The sequence below is a fragment of the Bradyrhizobium sp. USDA 4541 genome (assembly GCF_024171085.1).
In the GTDB taxonomy this organism is placed as follows: domain Bacteria; phylum Pseudomonadota; class Alphaproteobacteria; order Rhizobiales; family Xanthobacteraceae; genus Bradyrhizobium; species Bradyrhizobium australafricanum.
On sequence record NZ_JALJZF010000001.1, the window covers coordinates 4780009 to 4800077 of the forward strand.

13 protein-coding genes are annotated in these 20069 nt (G+C 64.6%); 6 read left to right on the top strand and 7 right to left on the bottom strand.

The window, feature by feature from the left end; genetic code table 11:
* Positions 1-46: 46 nt before the first annotated feature.
* Together J2R80_RS22410 and J2R80_RS22415 are read right to left on the bottom strand one after the other, a co-directional pair.
* Complete coding sequence (locus J2R80_RS22410) at positions 47-2014, bottom strand: hypothetical protein (protein ID WP_375162604.1); 1968 nt, start codon at positions 2012-2014, stop codon at positions 47-49.
* Positions 2015-2116: 102 nt separating this feature from the next.
* Positions 2117-3193: a YbhN family protein gene (locus tag J2R80_RS22415; RefSeq protein ID WP_253639438.1), complete on the bottom strand. Its 1077-nt coding sequence runs from the start codon at positions 3191-3193 to the stop codon at positions 2117-2119.
* 640 nt (positions 3194-3833) lie between these two features.
* On the opposite strand from J2R80_RS22415, the gene J2R80_RS22420 reads away from it, so the two are divergent.
* Positions 3834-5222 (top strand): MFS transporter, encoded by a 1389-nt coding sequence (locus tag J2R80_RS22420; RefSeq protein ID WP_253641019.1) that lies wholly within the window; start codon positions 3834-3836, stop codon positions 5220-5222.
* A gap of 147 nt (positions 5223-5369) precedes the next feature.
* A complete protein-coding gene (locus tag J2R80_RS22425; protein WP_253639439.1) occupies positions 5370-7772 on the top strand; it encodes an EAL domain-containing protein in 2403 nt (800 codons plus the stop codon).
* Positions 7773-7786: 14 nt separating this feature from the next.
* Here J2R80_RS22425 and J2R80_RS22430 read toward each other — a convergent pair whose 3' ends face one another.
* Positions 7787-8221 carry a hypothetical protein gene (locus J2R80_RS22430; RefSeq protein WP_076825714.1) on the bottom strand — a complete coding sequence of 145 codons (435 nt, stop codon included), beginning with the start codon at positions 8219-8221 and terminating at the stop codon, positions 7787-7789.
* Positions 8222-8265: 44 nt separating this feature from the next.
* Between J2R80_RS22430 and J2R80_RS22435 the strand changes: the two genes are divergently transcribed.
* Both J2R80_RS22435 and J2R80_RS22440 read left to right on the top strand, forming a co-directional pair.
* Positions 8266-8913, top strand: a complete 648-nt coding sequence (locus tag J2R80_RS22435; RefSeq protein WP_375162605.1) for a hypothetical protein — start codon at positions 8266-8268, stop codon at positions 8911-8913.
* Positions 8914-8999: 86 nt separating this feature from the next.
* The gene (locus tag J2R80_RS22440; RefSeq protein WP_253589849.1) at positions 9000-9356 is read left to right on the top strand and encodes a hypothetical protein; all 357 of its coding nucleotides are present in this window, start codon (positions 9000-9002) and stop codon (positions 9354-9356) included.
* A 90-nt stretch (positions 9357-9446) separates the two neighbouring features.
* On the opposite strand, the gene J2R80_RS22445 is transcribed toward J2R80_RS22440, so the two are convergent.
* Entirely contained in the window at positions 9447-10790 is a 1344-nt protein-coding gene (locus J2R80_RS22445; protein ID WP_253639441.1) for a PLP-dependent aminotransferase family protein, read from the bottom strand.
* A 257-nt stretch (positions 10791-11047) separates the two neighbouring features.
* On the opposite strand from J2R80_RS22445, the gene J2R80_RS22450 reads away from it, so the two are divergent.
* Both J2R80_RS22450 and J2R80_RS22455 read left to right on the top strand, forming a co-directional pair.
* On the top strand, positions 11048-11209 hold the full coding sequence (locus tag J2R80_RS22450; protein WP_080583391.1) for a DUF1127 domain-containing protein: 162 nt from the start codon (positions 11048-11050) through the stop codon (positions 11207-11209).
* Between the two features lie 294 nt (positions 11210-11503).
* Positions 11504-14044, top strand: a complete 2541-nt coding sequence (locus J2R80_RS22455; protein WP_253639442.1) for a bifunctional diguanylate cyclase/phosphodiesterase — start codon at positions 11504-11506, stop codon at positions 14042-14044.
* A 239-nt stretch (positions 14045-14283) separates the two neighbouring features.
* Here the strand turns inward: J2R80_RS22455 and J2R80_RS22460 are convergent, their stop codons facing one another.
* From J2R80_RS22460 to J2R80_RS22470, 3 genes are all read right to left on the bottom strand, one after another.
* On the bottom strand, positions 14284-16710 hold the full coding sequence (locus tag J2R80_RS22460; protein ID WP_253639443.1) for an arylsulfatase: 2427 nt from the start codon (positions 16708-16710) through the stop codon (positions 14284-14286).
* A gap of 495 nt (positions 16711-17205) precedes the next feature.
* Positions 17206-18846 carry an arylsulfatase gene (locus J2R80_RS22465; protein WP_375162659.1) on the bottom strand — a complete coding sequence of 547 codons (1641 nt, stop codon included), beginning with the start codon at positions 18844-18846 and terminating at the stop codon, positions 17206-17208.
* 32 nt (positions 18847-18878) lie between these two features.
* A complete protein-coding gene (locus J2R80_RS22470; RefSeq protein WP_253639445.1) occupies positions 18879-19853 on the bottom strand; it encodes a formylglycine-generating enzyme family protein in 975 nt (324 codons plus the stop codon).
* Positions 19854-20069: the final 216 nt, after the last annotated feature.

Sequence of the window (20069 nt, forward strand, 5' to 3'; positions counted from 1 at the left end):
GATCTGCGCACGCTCGTGCTCCGCTCTTGCGTGGCAACGTGAGCGTTCAGCGCTGTCCCGTCGGTGCAATCGGCATCGGCAGTGGCGCGACCGGCTCGGTAATCACCTCGGGCACCGCGGTGTTCAGCTGCAGCACGGTGGCGGCCGCGGGGACCGCGGCATCGGCCATCGCGGCATGGCCTTCGGCGCTCGGATGCACCGCGCCGCCATACACCGCCGACAGGATGCCCCATGTCGCGTCGTGGATGTCGCTTGGCTGCATCGAGGACGGCAGGCCCTGCGGGTAGGTCATCGCCGTGAAGTAGCTGTCATTGGCGTCGCGGATCCAGCGCGCGCGGGGCAGATAGGCGCGGTATTCACCGGCGCTGCGGCCGCATTTCAGCGGCTGGTTGGCCGCGGCGACGATGTCCGAGACGAAGCTGTCGCCGTTGGCGGCGAAGCAGTCGCGGTCGAGTTCCGGATCGGTCGAGGCGCGTGCGCAGAAGCCATGGCTCGCAAACGCGTCCTGATGCGCATCGACGAAGGTCATGCGGTCGGCCTGCGGATTGCGGCAGATGATGCCGGACTGGCACTGCGCGATCGCCTTGAGCTGCGGCAGGAACTCGTTCTGCACGAAGCTCGAGACCGACGCGAGGCGGTTGGGATCCGCATTGAACGAGGGATGGATCTCGAAGCCGGCGCGGCCGCCGGGGCAGGGCGCGCCGCCATTGGCCAGCGCCGGATTGGCATAGGCCGTGTAGATCACGTGCGAGAGATCGCCGCCGACCAGCGGCTTCAGCGCATCGCGCAGCTTGGCAAAATCGGCCGGCAGGTCGCGCGCCAGCGCCGAACGGGCATCCTCGACGCTGGCCATCGAGCCGCCGCGGCTGAATAGCGTGCGCTCGGTCGGAGTATCGACGATCACGTTGGCGACCAGGCCGGAGAAGTAGATGTCGTTGGCGCCGATCGACAGCAGCACGAGGTCGAGGGTGCGGTCGGGCTGACGGCGCTTGGCGGCGGCGAGTGCCGTGCGCAGCTCCGCGATCTGGCCGTTGACGGTGCCCGAGCAGGTGTTGGCTGTCTTCGTCGGCAGGCATTCCCGCGCCTGCTGCGAGCCGAGCAGGCCGTCGGCGATGGTGGCCCCGGTGCAGGCCAGCGGCAGATAGGTCACCGCGATGTGCGGATATTGCACGGCGAGCGCGAGCGCCGTGCGGGTCTGGTAGCTGTACAGCGACCGGTGACAGGCCGAGTTGAGCCACAGCGCGCTCTGGCGCTGCCAGTTGGTCAGGGTGTCCGGTGCTTCGCAGGCGCGGCCGCCTTTGTAGCCGGCGCGGCTCGGCCGGTAATATTGCGCTCCGCCGAGATAGGAGCGGAAGCAGAACCCCTCGTCGGAGAGCGCAATCGCGCGGTCGGGATTGCCCTCGCCGGACGCGATGCTGTCGCCGAGGCCCGCGATCAGCAAGTCGCGTACCTCGATCTGCGTCGTCACGCGCTGGTTGGCGTCCGAGCCGCTTGCGACGTCGACGGTCGCGACCGTGGTGCGGCCGTAGCGGACGCGCAGGTTGATCGGCTCGGCGCAATCGAATGTCGAGGATTGCGGCCCGTCGCCGTCGTCGAACGACCAGGCGCAGGTCGCGCCGACCGGAACCGGCCCGGTGAGCCGTACGACGATCGGATGATCGATCGGCGTCAGATAGCTTTCCTTGACGTTGTCGCGCGTGCAGGGTTCGCTGACGCGGCCCTGCAGGTCGATGCAGAGCCGGTTCACGGTGTTGCGCGCCCAGCCGCGGCCGTCGCTTTGCAGTTCCAGCGTTTGTTCCGAGGCCAGCACGCTGCGGCCAAGCCCGCTCTCGACATGCAGGCGGAAGTCGCGTTCCTCGCGGAACAGGCGGAAGCGGTTGCGGACCTCCCAGGAGATCTGCAGCTGGTTGTCCTGCGCCTCCGCGGCCGATGCGAAGACCGCGGCCAGCGCGCTGCCGAGCAGCACGCTGCAGACCGTCACCCGAAACGAAAATCTAACCAAAAAGCCAATCATGGCGCGGTTTGACGCGAGCGGTACGGCGAAAATAAGAGAAGCGGCCGCGAGGATCGAAAATCCGGGGTCGAGGGGCCCGCACAGGGCCGATAACGTTGTCCGTTACCGTTTCAGCTGCCTGACCCGCTGCTGCCGGCTTTCGATCGGTTGCCGCACGGTCGCCGAAGCCGTGCAGGCTTGGCTTAGTCGTTTCCGCTCTTGCCAGGGCTGCACCACGTTGAGCCAGAGCTCGCGCATGCCCATGATCGAGATCGAAATCCCGAACGGGATCAGGAAGTAGAGGATGCGGAACACGACCAGCGTCGCCAGCAATTGTTCCTTGCTGAACTCCGGCAGCGCCACCAGCATCGCGGCGTCGAACACGCCGATCGAGCCGGGGGCGTGGCTGGCGAAGCCGAGCAGCGTCGCCAGGATGAACACGACCGCCAGCGAGACGAAGTCGATATGCGGCTCGGTCGGCATCAGCAGGTACATTGCGAGCGCGCAGAAACCGAGGTCGACCACTCCGATCAGGATCTGCAGCAGCGTCAACTTGGCCGAGGGCAGCACCACCTTCCAGCCGTTCTGGCCGAGCTCGCGGCGCTTCACGCCGGTCAGGAGCCAGACGAAATAGGCGCCGATGCCGGCAAGGCAGCCGAGCGCGATCAGCCGGTTCATCGCCGGCGGCAGCAGGTCCATCGCCGACGCCGCCGCCGGGTGCCAGGCCATGCCGAAGCCGAGCACGAACAAATTGCCGAGCCAGAAGGTCAGGCCCGACAGAAAGCAGATCTTGGCGACGTCGATCGCGGAGAGGCCATAATCGGAATAGATCCGGAAGCGGATCGCGCCGCCGGTGAAAACCGTGGCGCCGATATTGTGGCCGATCGTGTAGCTCGTGAAGCTCGACAGCGCTGCGATGCGGTAGGGGACATGGATCTTGCCGATCGTGCGCAGCGCGAAGAAGTCGTAGAAGGTCAGCGTGCAGAACGCCCCGACCACGCAGAGCGCCGCCAGCGCGATCCGGTGCGGCGCGATGTTGGTGAGCGCGGTGAGAATGATGCCGGTATCGACGCCCTTCAGGGTGTGAACAAGCGACGTGATCGCGAACGCGATGATCAACACGCTCGCGGCGATCCCGAGCCGTTTCCAGCCGATCTTTTCCTTGAAACCACGCCCAAGCGTGGTCAGCAGCCGAAGCATTCATCCTCCCGGCGGGGCGGCAAATTTCAGTGGGACCCGGTCACGGACGGCGACGGGTGACGGGCAAACGCACCGTACGCGATGACCCATAAGGCAAAACCGATGCGTTGTGCAGCCCTTGACAAGCCAACCTTCGGCCCTCGTCCAGCGTCATTGTCATATTGGCTACATATGTTCTCGCTCTGCGGAATGTACATATGTTCTCGCTCTGCGGAATGTGAGTCGCAGGACCGCGATGGGGCCACTGCATGTTCCGCCGCTTAGGCGGTTTCGCAGGCTTTTTTGCCGATTTTGCGGCCGTCCCGGCGTCGATGCGGGTTCATTGGCGCGAGGCGAATGGACGATATGCGTCAGCGTGGGACGGCTGAGCCGGCTGTGACGTTTACCAAAGTGTGAAGTCGACGCGCGCATGCGCATGATGCGCCCTGCGCTCGGGCCAGTGAGCCGCGCGAGGGCGGTCCGTAGGTCTATTGAGGCAAAACGCCGCGCAAGCGGGCCGCCGTCGGATAGACGGCCAGGCACGCGATTTCACACTTCGATCCGTGGCGAAGTGTTGCGGCGAAACGAAGGCCTATGTCTCGCATTGGTTGCCGAGAGCAAGGACAAGACCATGCAACAGACATCCCTGAACGTCCGGCACATGCCGGGCCGCCGCGCAACGTCGCATCAGCAAACGAGCGGGCTCGCGGCGACGTTGACGCTCGCCGCGATGAGTCTCGGCTATGGCGTCGTGCAGCTCGACGTCACCATCGTCAACACGGCGCTCAACGCGATCGGCGCCTCGCTCGGCGGCGGCGTTGTCGAACTGCAATGGGTGGTCAGCGCCTACACGATTGCCTTTGCGGCCTTCATCCTGACCGCGGGCGCGCTCGGCGACCGGATCGGCGCCAAGCGCATCTTCATGGCCGGGTTTGCGATCTTCACCGCGGCATCGGTTGCCTGCGCGGTCGCGCCTGATGCGGCGACGCTGATCGCCGCCCGCTGCGCGCAGGGGCTGGCCGCGGCCATCCTGGTGCCGAACTCGCTGGCGCTGCTCCGCCATGCCTATGAAGACGAGAAGGCGCGGGGACGCGCGGTCGGTGTCTGGGCCGCGGGCGCGAGCCTTGCGCTGACCGCCGGCCCGTTCGTCGGCGGCGGACTGATCGCGCTGGTCGGCTGGCGCGCGATCTTTCTGGTCAACCTGCCGATCGGCCTCGCCGGCTTGTGGCTCGCCTGGCGCTTTGCCAGCGAAACCGCGCGTCATCAGCAACACCGGCTCGATCTGCCGGGGCAGGTCGCGGCGATCGCCGCGCTCGGCATGTTGGCCGGCGCGCTGATCGAAGGCGGCGCGCTCGGCTGGGGCAACCCGTTCGTGATCGCAGGCTTCGCTCTCGCCGCCGTCTTCTCCGTGCTGTTCGTCTGGCGTGAGGCGCGCGCGCCGCAGCCGATGCTGCCGCTCTCGCTGTTCCGCCACCGGATGTTTGCCCTGACCTCGCTGGTCGGCCTCCTGGTCAATGTCGCGTTCTACGGCCTGATCTTCGTGCTCAGCCTCTACTTCCAGCAGGTCAACGGGCTGTCGGCGTTCGCCACTGGCCTCGCGTTCGTGCCGATGCTCGGCGCCGTGCTGCCCGCCAACCTGATCGCACCGCATGTCGCGGAGCGGATCGGCGCGCCGGCGACAATCGCGCTCGGCGCCGCTCTCTCCGTCACCGGATGTCTTGCGATGCTGTTCATCGGCCCCGGCACCAGCTACCTCGCGATCTGCCTGCAATTGCTGGCCATGAGCGGCGGCCTCGGCCTGCTGGTGCCGCCCCTGACATCGGCGCTGCTCGGCAGTGCCGGGCCACAGCATGCCGGCATCGCGGCCGGGGTGTTGAACGCGACCCGGCAGACCGGCAGCGTGCTCGGTGTCGCGCTGTTCGGCTCGATGGTCAGCCGGTCCGCGGCCTTCATCACCGGCCTGCATGCGGCCCTCGTCATCTCCGCCGGCGTGTTGCTGGCGGCGGCTGCGCTGATCTGGATCGGCGCATGGTCAGAGGCTCGGCGCTGAGACGAACCGCAGCGAGGCATCTCCGCGTTGCCCTGACCCGATCGCCTGCATTCAAGGCTTCTTCACCATGCGTGGAACCTTGCTGCGGTGCGGTTACCGTTCCTACACGAATGCGTCTGTTCTTATAGGTCCATAAAGGGGGCCTATATGTATCGCGTTCTGACCTGTCTCACTTTGGAACATGACTGGCGGTTGGTCGTCCTCGGCGGGGTGATCTGCCTGCTCGCCAGCGCCGTCGCGATCAGCCTGTTTCACCGTGCCCGCGCTGCGCAGGGGCGGGCCCGCGAGATCTGGATCGGCCTCGATGCGGCGGTCGGCGGTTGCGGTATCTGGGCCACCCATTTCGTTGCCATGCTGGCGTACGATCCCGGCATCGAGGCCGGGTACAACATTCCCATCACGCTGCTGTCGCTGGTGCTCGCGGTTGCGATCCTGGCGGTCGGATTGGCCGTCGCCACGCTCGATGGACGCTGGCAGACGGTTGCGGCCGGTGGCGCGATCGTCGGCGCCGGTGTCGCGGCGATGCATTACACCGGCATGCTCGGGCTGGAGCTGCCCGCGCGCATCGTCTGGTCGCCCGGCATCGTCGCCTCGTCGATCGCGTTCGGAAGCCTGTTCGGCGCGCTCGCGCTCGTCGTTGCCACCCGTGGCGAACGTTTCGGCACCACCGCCGCCGCGACCGGTCTTCTGACCGTCGCGATCGTCTCGCATCATTTCACCGCGATGGGCGCGGTGACGCTCGTCCCGGATCCGACCATCGTTTCCGGCGGACTTACGGTCTCGCCGCGCGTGCTCTCGTTCATGACCGCCGTTGCGGCCTTCGCGATCCTCGGCCTCTCGCTGATCGCCTCGATCCTCGACCGTCGCGCCAAGACCGAACTTCACAAGCAGAAGGTGGTGCTCGATACCGCGCTCGAGAACATGTCGCAGGGGCTGTGCATGTTCGATGCCGACGGCCGCATCATGCTGTTCAACGAGCGCTACAGCGAGATGATGGGGCGCAGTCGCATACCGCTGCAGGGACGCCTGCTGATCGATGTCCTGCAGGACCTCCATTCCATCGGCGAGTGGGACGGCGATCCCGAGGAGTTCTGCAATGCTCTCGTCGCCGAGGCAAAGGCCGGCCACAGCGCGACGCGGATCGTCAGCCGCAACGAGCGCGCGATCCGTGTCGTCGACCAGCCGATGAAGGGCGGCGGCTGGGTTGCGACCTTCGAGGACATCACCGAATGGCAGCAGGCCCAGGAACAGATTTCACACATGGCGCGGCATGACGCGCTGACCAATTTGCCGAACCGGACGCTGTTCCGCGAGCAGCTCGAGAAGGCCTCGAGACTGGCCAAGCGTTCCGACCAGCTGGCCGTGCTCTGTCTCGATCTCGATCATTTCAAGGAAATCAACGACACGCTCGGACATCCGATCGGCGACGCGCTGCTCCGCGAAGTGGCGCGCCGGCTGGGCGAATGCGTCACCGAGCACGACACCGTGGCGCGGCTTGGCGGCGACGAATTCGCCATCGTGCAGTTCTGCAGCAATTGCGAGCCGTCCGTCGTGTCGTCGCTGGCAAGTCTCGTGGTCGAGCGGATCGCCGCGCCCTACGAGATCAGCGGCCATCAGCTCGTGATCGGCGTCAGCATCGGCATCTCGCTCGCGCCCGAGGACGGCAAGGATCCCGACGAATTGCTGCAAAAGGCCGATCTCGCGCTGTACCGCGCCAAGGCCGACGGCCGCGGCACCTATCGCTTCTTCGAGACCGGGATGGATGCGCGTGCGCAGGCGCGCCGCCTGCTGGAGCGCGACCTGCGGCTCGCGCTCGAGCATGACGAGTTCGAGGTCTACTACCAGCCGATCCGCGATGTCGCGGGCGATCGGATCGTCGCCTTCGAGGCGCTGGCGCGCTGGAACCATTCGCTGCGCGGCCTGATCGCGCCGAACAATTTCATTCCTGTCGCCGAGGAAACCGGGCTGATCGTTCCGCTTGGCGAGATCGTGTTGCGCAAGGCCTGCGCGGATGCCGCGGGCTGGCCCGAGGCCGTCGCGGTTGCCGTCAATCTCTCGCCGGTGCAGTTCAAGAACCCGAACCTGGTGTCGTCGGTGAAGGCGGCGCTGCAAGCATCGGGCCTGTCGGCGGATCGGCTTGAGCTCGAGATCACCGAATCGGTGCTGCTGCAGAACAGCGAGGCGACGCTCGCGGTGCTGCATGAGCTGCGCGGCTTCGGCGTCCGCATCTCGCTGGACGATTTCGGCACCGGCTATTCCTCGCTGAGCTATCTGCGCAGCTTCCCGTTCGACAAGATCAAGATCGACCGGTCCTTCGTCACCGACCTTGCGACACGCGAGGACTCGATGGCGATCGTGCGCGCGGTCACCGGCCTCGGCAAGAGCCTCGGCATCGTCACGACAGCCGAAGGGGTCGAGACCGATACCCAGTTCGATCTGCTGCGTCGGGAGGGCTGCACGCAGGCGCAGGGCTATCTGTTCAGCCCGCCGCGACCGGCAGCCGACGTCGCCAAGATGTTGCGCAGGGTGCCGGAACGGTCGGTCGCCTGAGTTGGAGGGCTAGCTCAGCTCTTGCGCAGGGCAAAATAGGCGCCGCAGAACGCCATCAATGCGCCGAGGCACAGGGCGGCAAGGCCTGCGAGCACGGCGGATATGGTCGAGACCATGCTCGGCGCCGACGCGGCCTGGCCGGCACCGGCCAGCATCAGCACGCCGACGACGATCAGGAAGTTACGCATCCGCTGCGGGATCTGGCCGGCCACCGCGCTGTGCATCAGATTGGCGGTGAAGTAGCCGCCCGAAAATCCGACGGTCGCGATCAGCCACCACGCAATCGCGGCGCCCGCCGGCATGAACTCGTGGCTGTCGGAGCGCCACAGGCCGCCGAGATCGAGCCCGTAGCGCGCGCCGAGCATGTGCACGGCAAGCGCCAGCAGCACGCCGGATATCATCGCGCCGCCGAGGATAAGGTAGCGCGGAAAATAGGTCGTCTCGGGCATGGCTCGCTTGTAGGATAGCCGTGACGTCCCGCGCAAGCGCGTGGATGGATTTGGACGGGTGGAACGGCGGCTTGCCAACAACGTTGCAGGATCGATCGGAGGCAGGCGAGGGCTCGCCGCTGCGCTACGCCTACAAGGCCTCATTGATCGGCTCGGCGCACCAGTTCGAGCTGACCGAGGACGGGCTGTCGTGGCGGATCGCCGGCAGGTCGGGCGTGTGGGACTATGCCGACATCTCCGCGGTGAAATTGTCCTATCGCCCGGTCTCGATGCAGCAGCAGCGGTTTCGCGCCGACATCGACAACGCCAGGGGCGGGCGGATCGCGATCCTCTCGACCACCTGGCAGACCGCGACGCTGGTGGCGCCGCAGGGCCATCTCTACCGCGACTTCATCGTCGAACTGCATCGCCGGATGCAGGCGGCGGGCAGCACGGCCAGGCTGGTCGGAGGCCTCGGACCGAAGACGTACACCGCCGCGCTGGCGCTGCTGGCCTGCCTTGCGGTGGCAATGATCGGATTGCTGCTGACGGCGCTGCTGACCTCGAACTGGATGGGGGCGCTGTTCCTGGTCGGCTTTGCGGCGCTGTTCACCTGGCAGGTCGGCGGTTTCGTCACGCGCAATCGGCCGCGGCGCTACAGCTTCGATCAATTGCCCGATGCGCTGCTGCCGAAGGCGGTTCGCAATCGGTGAAGCGGTTCGCGCGGCCGGACTGTAAGCGGGTTGTAAGCAACGCGCTGTAAACTCGGCGACGGATTTGCTTTTGGCTGGAGCGTCAGATGACAATCCGGACCCCATTTTTGGCTCTGTGCCTTGTGCTCCTGAGCATCCCGCCGGCTCTTTCCAAGGGCAGCGTGGGCAACAAACATGATCCGCTTGATCCCAATCACGTCGACAATCTGCCGCCCGACGTGCGGCGATACGTTGCCGGAATCTGCAGGGGAACGCCGGTCGCGCAGCACGACTTTGCGACCTACTCGCCGCAAGAAAAGCGCTGGCGGATAAACCTCGAATATCTGCAGTGCGGCGTGATCGGGGAGTATCGCAAAGGTAACCAGTGCATGGATGTGGACTTCGTAGCCGAGGGCGCGCATTTTCGTCTCGTGAGAAAGACGTATGCGGCCTGTGGCTTTTGATGCCCTGGCGCTCACTGGAAATGGGCCGCTGCGAGTGCCACTCCTATCCAATTCTGGACTGCGGCGCTGCTTCGGAGTGAAGGTGCGATGTCACTCCGTCGAGTCAAAATCCTCTTCGGTCGCGCTCAGCATTCCCGCCAGTGTCCGCAGGCCGAGGTCGAGTTGCTCCATCGGCGGTGCGGCGAGTGCGAGCCGCACCGCATTGGGCGCGTGCCCCGGCGTGGCCGCAAAGGTGGTCGACGGCGTCAGCGCGATGTCGCGGCGCGCCGCGGCCGCGACCAATGTCTGCGAGCGCCAATGCGGCGGCAAGGTCAGCCAGAGATGATACGACTTCGGATTGGTCTGGATTTCGAAATCGGCCAGATGCTTGGCCGCCAGAAGCTGGCGGCGGCCGGCATCGATCCGCTTCAGCCGTGACAATTCGGCGGCGGTGCCGTCGGCCATCAGCCGCTGCCCCGCGGCGAAGGCGTAGCCCGACGCGGTCCAGCCGCCCGAGCGCACCGCGGCCATGATGCTCTCGCGCAGCCGCGGCGGCGACACGATGAAGCCGAGCGCAAGGCCCGGCGCGACCTTCTTCGACAGGCTGTCGAGCATGATGCAGCTGTCGGGCGCCAGCGCGGCGAGCGGCGCCTCATCGTCGAGAAATCCGTAGACGCCGTCCTCGATGACGATGAGGCCGAGCTTCTCCACCACGCGCAGCAGCTCGGCGCGGCGTTCGGGCGGCATGGTGATGCTGAGCGGGTTCTGGATCGTGGGCTGGACGTAGATCGCGGAGAGATGCGCCTCGCGATGCGCCTTCTGCACCGCATCCGGCCGCACGCCGTGTTCGTCCATCGCGAGCGGCACCAGCGAGATGCCGAGCCGCGCCGCGATGCCCTTGACGAACGGGTAGGTCAGCGCCTCGACGCCGCAGCGTCCGCCGGGCGGCACCACGGCGGCGAGCGCGGCGGCGATGCATTGCCGGCCATTGGCGGTGAACACGATCTGGTCGGGATTTGGCGTCCAGCTTTTGCGCGCCAGAAATTCCGAGGAGATGGTGCGTGCCGCCCGCGTGCCAAAGCTGGTCGCCGGCCGCAGCGCGCCCTCGAGCACCTCGGGCCGCTCCAGTCCTTCGAGGCTCTTGGCGATCATCGTCGCCTGGTGCGGCAGCAGCGGATAGTTGAACTCAAGGTCGATGCGGACCCCGCGCGGTTCGGTCGGGGCCGTGATGCCGCGGCGTGCCTCGCCGGACACGAAAGTGCCGCGGCCGACTTCACCGACCACCAACCCGCGCCGCAACAGCTCGGTATAGACCCGGCTCGCCGTCGAGACGGCGATGTTGCGGTCATAGGCGAAATGACGCTGCGGCGGCAGCCGGTCGCCCGCCTTCAGCGCGCCGCTGGCGATCTCGGCGGCCACCGCATCCGCCAGCTTCAGATACTCGAACCTCGACATTATTGCACCGAGAGCAATGTTTTACTTGCTCCGAGCAATGTACCGGATCATTTAAGAGGGAACAAGCCCATGATTGCACCGAGGAGTGCGCAAGCAGTCCGAGGTCCCGGCGACGCAGGCGCTGAAACAGCATTTGCGTCAACGGCGTAGCTTTGTCTATGGGCAGCGAAGGAGAGATGACAATGTCAGCGATATCCTCAGCCGCCGCAGCGCCCGCGCGGCCTAGTACATTGAGCGGATTGCTCCGATTGCTCCGAGTGTGGGGCGATGCGCTCGCGACCTATTGGGTGCGCCGCGAGGCGATCAAGACGCTGCGCCAGCTCGATGACCGGGCGTTGCGCGATATCGGACTCTCGCGCTGCCAGATCGAGACCGCCGTCACCGGCGACTTCGACCTGGAGCTGGTGCGGATCCGTTAAGATGCCGGTGCTGCGCTAATGCATGATCCGGAAAAGTGCGAAGCGGTTTTCCCTCGCGACAAACGCGGGACGCGTTTGCGCGGAGGTCATGCTCAAACAAAGAGCTAAAGCGCGATGACGATTCAACCCAATCACGTCGCGCTTTAGGGCCGGGCGCCGACTGCCGGTTGCAGAATTCACCGAAACTACACCAAAGAAGCGGAAGAGCCCCATCTCGTCACCGCCGTCGCTCCAAGGTTGTGACGCTCTATGCTAGCCTGTTAGCTGCGTACGCTAGCGTTGAGTTGGGGACCGATGGCCGCTCGCAAATTGTCGCAAGGGCAGGCCCCGACCCGGGAAGCGCGTCGCCGCTGGCATGAGGAGCGATCGCTGCGCTGTGCGATCCGGTTGGCCCGCATGGGCTACTGGGAGTCGCAGAGTGCCGCCGCGACCGATCTCTGGATATCGCCCGAGCTCGCCGCCTTCTACGAATTCGACACCGCCGACGGCTACATCCCCATCGCCACGGTGCGCGAGCGCTATTTGCCCGAAAGCCGGAAGCTCCTGGAGGCGCATTACGCGGCTTGCTGGGCGGAGGGGCGGCCCTATGCGGTGCGCGCGAGACTCCGCAGTTTCGATGGCAGCCTGCTCGACTGCGTGGTGCATGGCGAGCCGGAATTCGACGCGGACGGCCAGGTTCGACGCGTGTCCGGCATCGTCCGCGACGTCACGGAGGAGACCTCCGCGCTGCGGCGCCTGGCGGAGAGCGAGCAACGGCTGGCCGATTTTGTCTCGACCGCCTCGGACTGGTGCTGGGAGACCGACGCCGAGCATCGGCTGCTGCCCTATCCCAAATCGCTTGCCGGCAATGCGGCGTTCCAGACGGTGGCCGCTGGCAGGAAGGCGCGCTGGGAGCTGACTTATGCACCCGAGGACGGGGAGGCGATGGCGCGGCACCGGGCCGATATGGAGGCCCATCGCCCTTTTCGCGACTTCACCTATACGCTGATCGGCAAGGACGGCTCGCGCGTCAGTATCTGCACCAGCGGCAAGCCCATCTTCGCCGATGACGGCAGCTTTCTCGGCTATCGCGGCACCTCCAGCGACATCACCCAGCTCAGGGCGGCCAAGGCGCTGCTCGACCAGCGCACGCGGGCGCTGGAGGAGGCCCACCGCCTCGGCAAGATCGGCACCTGGAGCTTTCGGCTGGACAGCGGCCGCACGATCTGGGCGCCCGAGCTCTACCAGCTTCTCGGCCTGCCCGACACGTTCGAGCCGACCGACGAGAACATGGGACCTTATTTCCTGGACGGCGACGCCGACCGCTTCCGGGACGTGCAGAAACGGGTGCTGCGCACCCGCCGGACCGAGGCCACCGACCTGCGCATCCTGCACGCGGACGGCATGCCCCGCGATCTGGCTGTGATCTGCAAGGCGGAGGTTGCCCACGACAAGGTCATCGGCATCATCGGTACCGTGCAGGACGTCACCGAGCGCAAGGAAGCCGAGCGCCAGCTCGAGCAGCTCGCCTACAGCGATCCGTTGACCGGCCTTGCCAATCGCGCGCTGTTCACGCGCCAGCTCGCCGCCCTGACCGAAGGCTGCGCCCGGGGAGGCCGGACCGGTGCGCTGCTGCTCATAGACCTCGATCGCTTCAAGGAGGTCAATGATTCCCTCGGCCATGCCGCCGGTGACGAATTGCTGATCAAGGTGGCGGCTGCGTTGCGGCAGGACTTGGGGCCGCGCGCCTTCATCGCCCGGCTCGGCGGCGACGAATTCGCCGTGCTGGCGGAAGGATGCGACACGTCCGACGCCGCGCTGACCGGGCTTGCCGACCGGCTCGTCGGCAAACTGTCCGGCCCTGTCGATCTCGCCGAGGGCGAGGCCTCGGTCGGCGCCACCATCGGCATCGCCCGCCTGCCGGAGCACGGCGCGACCGCGGAGACCGCCGTGCGCAACGCGGACCTCGCGCTCTACATGGCCAAGGAGGCCGGGCGCGGCCGGGCGCAACTGTTCGAGCCGGTCTACGCGCAGGCGGTCGATGAAAGGCTCGATCTCGGGCGCCATCTGCGTCACGCCGTGGAGGCCGGCGCCCTCGAGGCCCATTACCAGCCGCAGGTCGATCTGAAGACCGGCCGCGTCACCGGTTTCGAGGCGCTGTTGCGCTGGACCCATCCCGAGCGCGGGCCGATCTCGCCGGCGGAGTTCATTCCGATCGCCGAAAGCTCCGGCCTCATCGTCGACCTCGGCCTGTGGGTGCTGCGCGAGGCCTGCCGGCAGGGCCGCGCCTGGCTGGATGCCGGGCTGCCGCCGCGCTCCATCTCGGTCAATGTCTCGCCGGCGCAGATCTGGAGCGTGGATTTCGAGACCGCGGTCTCGGCCATCCTGGCGGAGACTGGCTTTCCGGCGGAGCTGCTCTGCCTGGAGCTGACCGAAAGCCTGTTTGTGGATCATACCGAGCAACGGATCAGTCGCACGCTCACGGCGCTGTCCGGCTTGGGCGCCCGGCTGGCGCTGGACGATTTCGGCTCGGGCTATTCCTCGCTCGGCTATCTGACGCGCCTGCCGTTCGACTGCCTGAAAGTGGACCGGGCCTTCGTGGATGGCATTTCCACCGCGCCGGAGAAGCGCAAGCTGCTCGGCGGCATCATCGCCCTGTCGCACGGGCTCGGCATGACGGTCGTGGCGGAGGGCGCCGAATTGTCCGCCGAATTGGACGTGCTCGGCGGGCTCGATTGCGATTTGGTGCAGGGCTTCGTGTTTTCCCCGCCCATCGCCGCCGACAAGGCGCCGCTGGTCGCCGCCAGTATCGAGCGCGAGGTGCGTCGGATGCAGCCGCAACGGAATCGCCTCTAGCCGAACATCGCTTTGGCCGCATTCTTTTGCCCGCGGCTTTGCCTCGATGGTGGCACCTGACCAATCAGGTGGACCGTGTACTCACAAATCGGTGCTGGATGAGGGACGCTTGATGTCCGTTCTCACCCCGACAGCCGCGAGAAGGCGGACCTCGCCGGAGGTTCGAGGAGGGGGGCCACAAGCCGACATGGACCGCGACCCAACAAACCTCCTGACTTTCGCTTCGATCTCATCGATCCCTATTCGATGGCTGACCGAGCAGCCAACTCCGCTTTGCGGATCGTTTTGATGTCGTTTTCGGTGTGGTTCACCGGGGCGAGGTGAATCTCCACTTTTCGGAGTTTGCCGGTATAGGGATTTGGCGACGCGTAATCATCGCTGACCGCCGATCCCGTATCCAACCCGATGTCGAAAGTTTCATCGGCCGAGAACCGGCCCAAGACACTCTTTTCGACCCGACCTTCTCCGACCTTCTTGTCGTTGACAAAAAGCGTGACCGCGCCACCCTTTCCAACCCCACCGCCGTCGTACTTGAAATCCACGCGAATGGTTGCGGGGCCGGGTGCGAGCTTCTCCGAACTCGTGATTTTGTAGCGCTGCAGGGAAAACCAGTTGTATTCGTACGTTGGCTTACCGTCCTTGACGTAGAGAGCGTAGCCGGCAACGAGGCCGCCGGCCGCGACCAACACGCCATCACCGCCTGCTTGCGGGACATCGACATACGCCGTGATGCTGTGCGAGCGATTTTTTACGTTGGGCGATGAGCTTTCGGGAATCCGCGTGGCGCCGGGGTAATAGGTGAAATCGGTGCGGCCCGCGATCAGGCTCGGACGCAAGCTCGGGTCGGCGCGCTCGATGAACCGGTCGTCCAGCGGGAGCACCTCGTACTTTGCTGCCTCGACCCAGAACAGGTCCTGCATGTCGCGCAGACGCTTGGGCTCCTGAGCCGCCAAGTCGTTGGCCTCGCTGAAGTCGCTCTCAATTCGGTAAAGCTCCCACTTGTCGTTGGCGAAATCATACGAGCCGATGTTTTGCCAAGGCAGCCGTCCATGGCGGACGCACGCAACCCATCCGTCGCTGTAGATCGCACGGTTGCCGAACATCTCGAAATATTGAACGCGACGCTGCTCTTCGGCCTTCGGGTTGTCGAAGGTGTAAACCATGCTGACGCCTTCGATCGGCTTTTGGGCAACGCCGTTGACCGACGACGGCTGCTCGATCTGAGCAGCCTCCAGGATCGTTGGAACGATGTCGATCGCGTGATGGAATTGAGTGCGAATGCCGCCTTTGTCCTTGATCCTGTTGGGCCATGAGATGACGAGCGGATTGCGCGTACCGCCGAAATGCGAGGCGACCTGCTTGCCCCATTGGAACGGTGTGTCCATCGCCCACGCCCATCCCACGGGAAAATGATTGTAGGACTTGGGACCGCCGATCTCGTCGAGATGCGCCAGGATATAGCTCGGGTCCTCCTGCTGACCGTTAACGCCGACCATCTCGTTAAAGGTGCCATTGAGGGTACCTTCCATCGAGGAGCCGTTGTCGCCAATCTCCCAAAAGATCAGCGTGTTGTCCGTTTGGCCGACTGCTTCCAGAGCATCGAGGACGCGCCCAACATGAAAGTCGGTTTGGGCCGTGTAGGCGGCGAAGGTCTCCATCAGCCGCGAGGCGATGCGCTTCTGATCAGCGGAAAGGGAATCCCAGGCAGGAATCTCCGCCGGCCGCGGGGTCAGCTTGGTGCCGGCAGGGATCACGCCGAGGCCCAATTGCCGCTGGAATGTTTCTTCCCGATATCTGTCCCACCCCTGATCGAACTGTCCCTTGAACTTGTCGATCCATTCCTTCGGCACGTGATGAGGCGCGTGCGTGGCACCGGGCGCGTAATAGATGAAGAATGGCCGGTCCGGTGTCACCGACTTTTGCTTGTTGATGTGACTGATCACCTCGTCGGCGAGGGCTTCATTCAGGGTGTAATCGGCTTTCCGGCCGCTCGGGACCTCCATCTCGATGGGCGTATTGTCGCGATAGAGCGCCGGCGTCCACTGGTTCGCTTCGCCCCCCAAGAAACCGTAGAAGTGATCAAATCCCTGCCGGGTTGGCCAGCGGTCATAGGGGCCCGACACACTGGTCTCCCAATCCGGAACGTTGTGGTTCTTGCCGAACCAGGCTGTGCTGTAGCCATGCTGGCGCAACGGCTCGGCCACCATGGCGGCGCTGTTTGGAATTTGTCCGCTGTAGCCGGGGTAGCCGTCGCCCAATTCGGTGATGTTGCCTGTTGCGGCGGAATGATGATTACGGCCGGTGAGCAGCGCGGCCCGCGTTGGAGAACATAGCGCCGTGGTATGGAAGCGCGTGTAGCGCAATCCGGCCTTTGCGAGCCGGTCCAGGTTCGGGGTGGGGATTTGGCCGCCGAAAGTCCCCCATTGTCCGAAGCCGCAATCGTCGATCAGAACGAGCAGGACGTTCGGCGCGCCGCTTGGTGCACTAATGATCGGTATCTTGTCTGGAAACGAGTCCTTATAGGTGGTGCCGATTTTTCCCTTGAATGGCGGCTGCGGAAGCGGCAGCACTTCCTGAGCCTGCGCCGACTCGCGAAGCCAGGACCAACCGAGTGCCGACGCAAGCGCGCCCTTTGCGGTGGAAAGAAAAAGCTGACGACGATTCATCGATGCCTCTCCTTCTGTTACCCGCTTGGGCTTTCGGACGCCTCCGCTAACGTGTGGTACGGAGAGGTGTCACCCCGCTCACCCGACGCTGTACAACCATTGGGGGATCGAAATGGAAGCGCCGCTTTGTTCCCTTGATCTAGATCAACGGAGAGCCCCTTGGTACTTCGGGCCAAAACCGGGTCTCGCGACCGCTTTGGTCAGAAGCTGAAGAACTCGATGTGAACACAATGCATCCGCTTTGGGGGCATAGCGACCAATCGCCGTCGGTCAGCGCCTGATTGAGCCGGACTGCCGAGCCGATGCTGCCCAACAAGCCGCGCGGCGTGCGACGAGCGAATGACCGCCGCGTCCTCAATGGCATCGTGCGCAATTTCGGAACATTAGAAGAATGTCCCTGAGCTGCCCCCACGTGTCAAATCGCCTGGTCGAACGCCGGCCGAAAGGCGAGACGGTGTTGGGCGGCATGGACGCCGCCCAACACGATCATGAATCTCATTTTGCCATTGCCGTCCTGGCGGCCTCGATTTTCGCCTTCACAGCATCGAGGTTGAAGCTCGCGCCCTTCTGCATCGGCGGAAACTCGATTGCGGTCATGGCCAGCTTCTCGACCTCCTGTTGAACGAACACGAAGCGCCAGAATTCATATTTGAACCAGTCGAAATATTGTTGGGCGCCGTATTTGGTCCCGCTATCGGGCCAGCCCGTTCGCTCGAACGGATCCAGGCGGAGGTTGATCAGGTAGGGCACGTCAACCTTGGCTTTTTCGCCCAGCCAACCCCCGGGCTGGTCGATGAAGCGATACTTGTAGTCGTCGATGCGCACGGCCCCCAGCTCGCTCTCGCCGAAGTACCAGATTTCGTGCCGGTTCGACGGCCCCTTGCCGGTGATCATGTCCATCTGATTATAGCCATCCAGATGGCACTTGTAGGTGCGATCCCCGATCTGCTTGCCCTTCTTCAGTTCCTCGGCAATGTTCGGATTGCCGGCAGCCGCCAGCAAGGTCGGGAACCAGTCCAGACCGGAGATGATTCCGTTCTCGACCTTGCCCGCCGGCACCTTGCCCGGCCAGCGGATCATCGCCGGCGCGCGGAAGCCGCCTTCCATGACCGTACCTTTGCTTTGCGCGAAAGGCGTCTGTCCGCCATCCGGCCAAGTGAAGACCTCGGTGCCGTTATCCGTGGTGAAGATGACAATGGTGTTGTCATCCACGCCCATGTCCTTGAGTTTTTTCATGACGAGGCCGACATCGTCGTCGAGCTGCGCCATGCCGGCTTCATGAATCGACCAGCCGTTCTTGGAGTTGCGCATCGCCTCGTACTTCGGCGACAAATGCGTGACGATGTGCATGCGGGTCGGATTGAGCCACAAGAAGAACGGCTTGTTGTCTGCTTTAGCCTTTTCAATGAAACTCAACGCAAAGTCTCGGATTTCATCGTCCACCGTTTCCATCCGCTTGGGATAGAGCGTTCCGGCGTCTTCAATCCTCTGCTTGCCGACCTTGCCCCAGCGGGGATCCACGGTGGCGTCGTCCACATTGGTCGCCCATGAATGGATCATGTTGCGCGGGCCGACCTTGTTCAACAGCTCCTGCGGATAGGCAGGGTGAGCCGGATCTTCCATCGCGTCGAGGTGATACAAATAGCCGAAGAACTCGTCGAAGCCGTGCACGGTCGGCAGAAATTCGTTCTTGTCGCCAAGGTGGTTCTTGCCGAATTGGCCGGTGGTATAGCCCATGCCCTTGAGCGCGGTGGCAATGGTCACAGCCTCCGCCGGCAAGCCTGTGGGGGCGCCGGCCTGGCCGACCGTTGTCATGCCGGTACGGATCGGTAGCTCGCCGGTGATGAAGTTGGCGCGGCCTGCGGTGCAACTCGCCTCGGCGTAATAATCGGTAAACAGCATGCCTTCTGCGGCGATCTTGTCGAGGTTCGGCGTCCGGCCGGCCATCATGCCACGATGGTAAGCACCGATATTCCAGATGCCGATATCGTCCCCCATGATGACGACGATATTGGGCCGCTGTCCGCTCGGTGCCTGCTGCGCCTGGGCCAGAGCCTTTTCGACCGATGCGGCGGCGCCTAATGCGGATGCCGCCGCCAGGCTTGTCGTCGCGAGCAAAACATTTCGACGGCTCATATCGCGTGAGGCGTTATCCTTGTCGTCGCTCATCACTTGCTCCTTATGATGCATCGAAAGCCAACATGGCTCGTGGACGTATCCACCGCTTCCGCATGGCGCGCAGCCGGGCGATAGCGACGGCAGTAGTTCGGCGCGCAGAGATGCGAGCCGCCTTTGAGAACCTTGCGGGGAATCTTGATCTTGGGCAGAGACGGATCGTGGCTGTCTTGCTCTCGCCCGCCGCGTGGATCCTGAGGAACGCAACACGCCTTGGCCGCGTCGGGCGCATGCCTGGTGGACCACCAATCGGTGGTCCACTCCCAGACGTTGCCGATCATGTCATGAAGGCCGTAGCCATTCGGCGGGAACGCCGTCACCGGCGAGGTGCGCGCGTGACCATCGTCAGTAAGATTCTGGTATGGAAAAACACCTTGCCAGGTATTCGCCATTGGCCTGCCGCCGGGCATCAGCTCGTCGCCCCAGGCGAACTCGGCTCCGTCGGGGCCGCCGCGCGCGGCAAACTCCCATTCGGCTTCGGTCGGCAAGTCCTTGCCAGCCCATATCGCGTAGGCCTCGGCATCGCGATAGGCAATGTGGACCACGGGATGATCGTCGAGGCCGCTGATCGAACTGCGGGGGCCATATGGCCGGCGCCAGTTGGCGCCAAATTTGAAATTCCACCATTGCGACCAATCGCGCAAATCGACCGGACGCTTCGGTGGCGTGAAAACCAGCGAGCCTGCCTTGAGCATGTGCGGCAGTGCGCCTGGATAGTCCCTGGCGTCAGGCCGCGTCTCCGCTGACGTCACGTAGCCGGTTGCGTTGACGAACTTGCGAAAATCGCGATTGGTGACCGGCGTCCGGTCCATCCAGAAGCCGCTCGCCGAGACGCGATGGACCGGCGCCTCTTCGGCATAGTGCCTGTCTGAGCCCATGCGGAACGTGCCGCCCGGAATCCAGATCATGCCCCTTTGGCTGGGCCCATCCGACAGAGGTATGCCTGCCGCAACGCCAACGTCGTGCATGGGCTACTCGCAATGAACGAGTTTTCAAAATTACGAGCGTCGCCCCCCGGAATCTCTCGGCAGCTTCCTAGCGTCGATTCTGCCGGGGAGGAGCGCGGCTTAACACCTTAGTTAGTCAACATGACAATCGAACATCTGAGGCGGTGGCACGTTCGCAGCGGCACAACCTTCTCCCATTGATCTAGATCAATCGAGCCAGGCCGCCCGTTCCTTGTG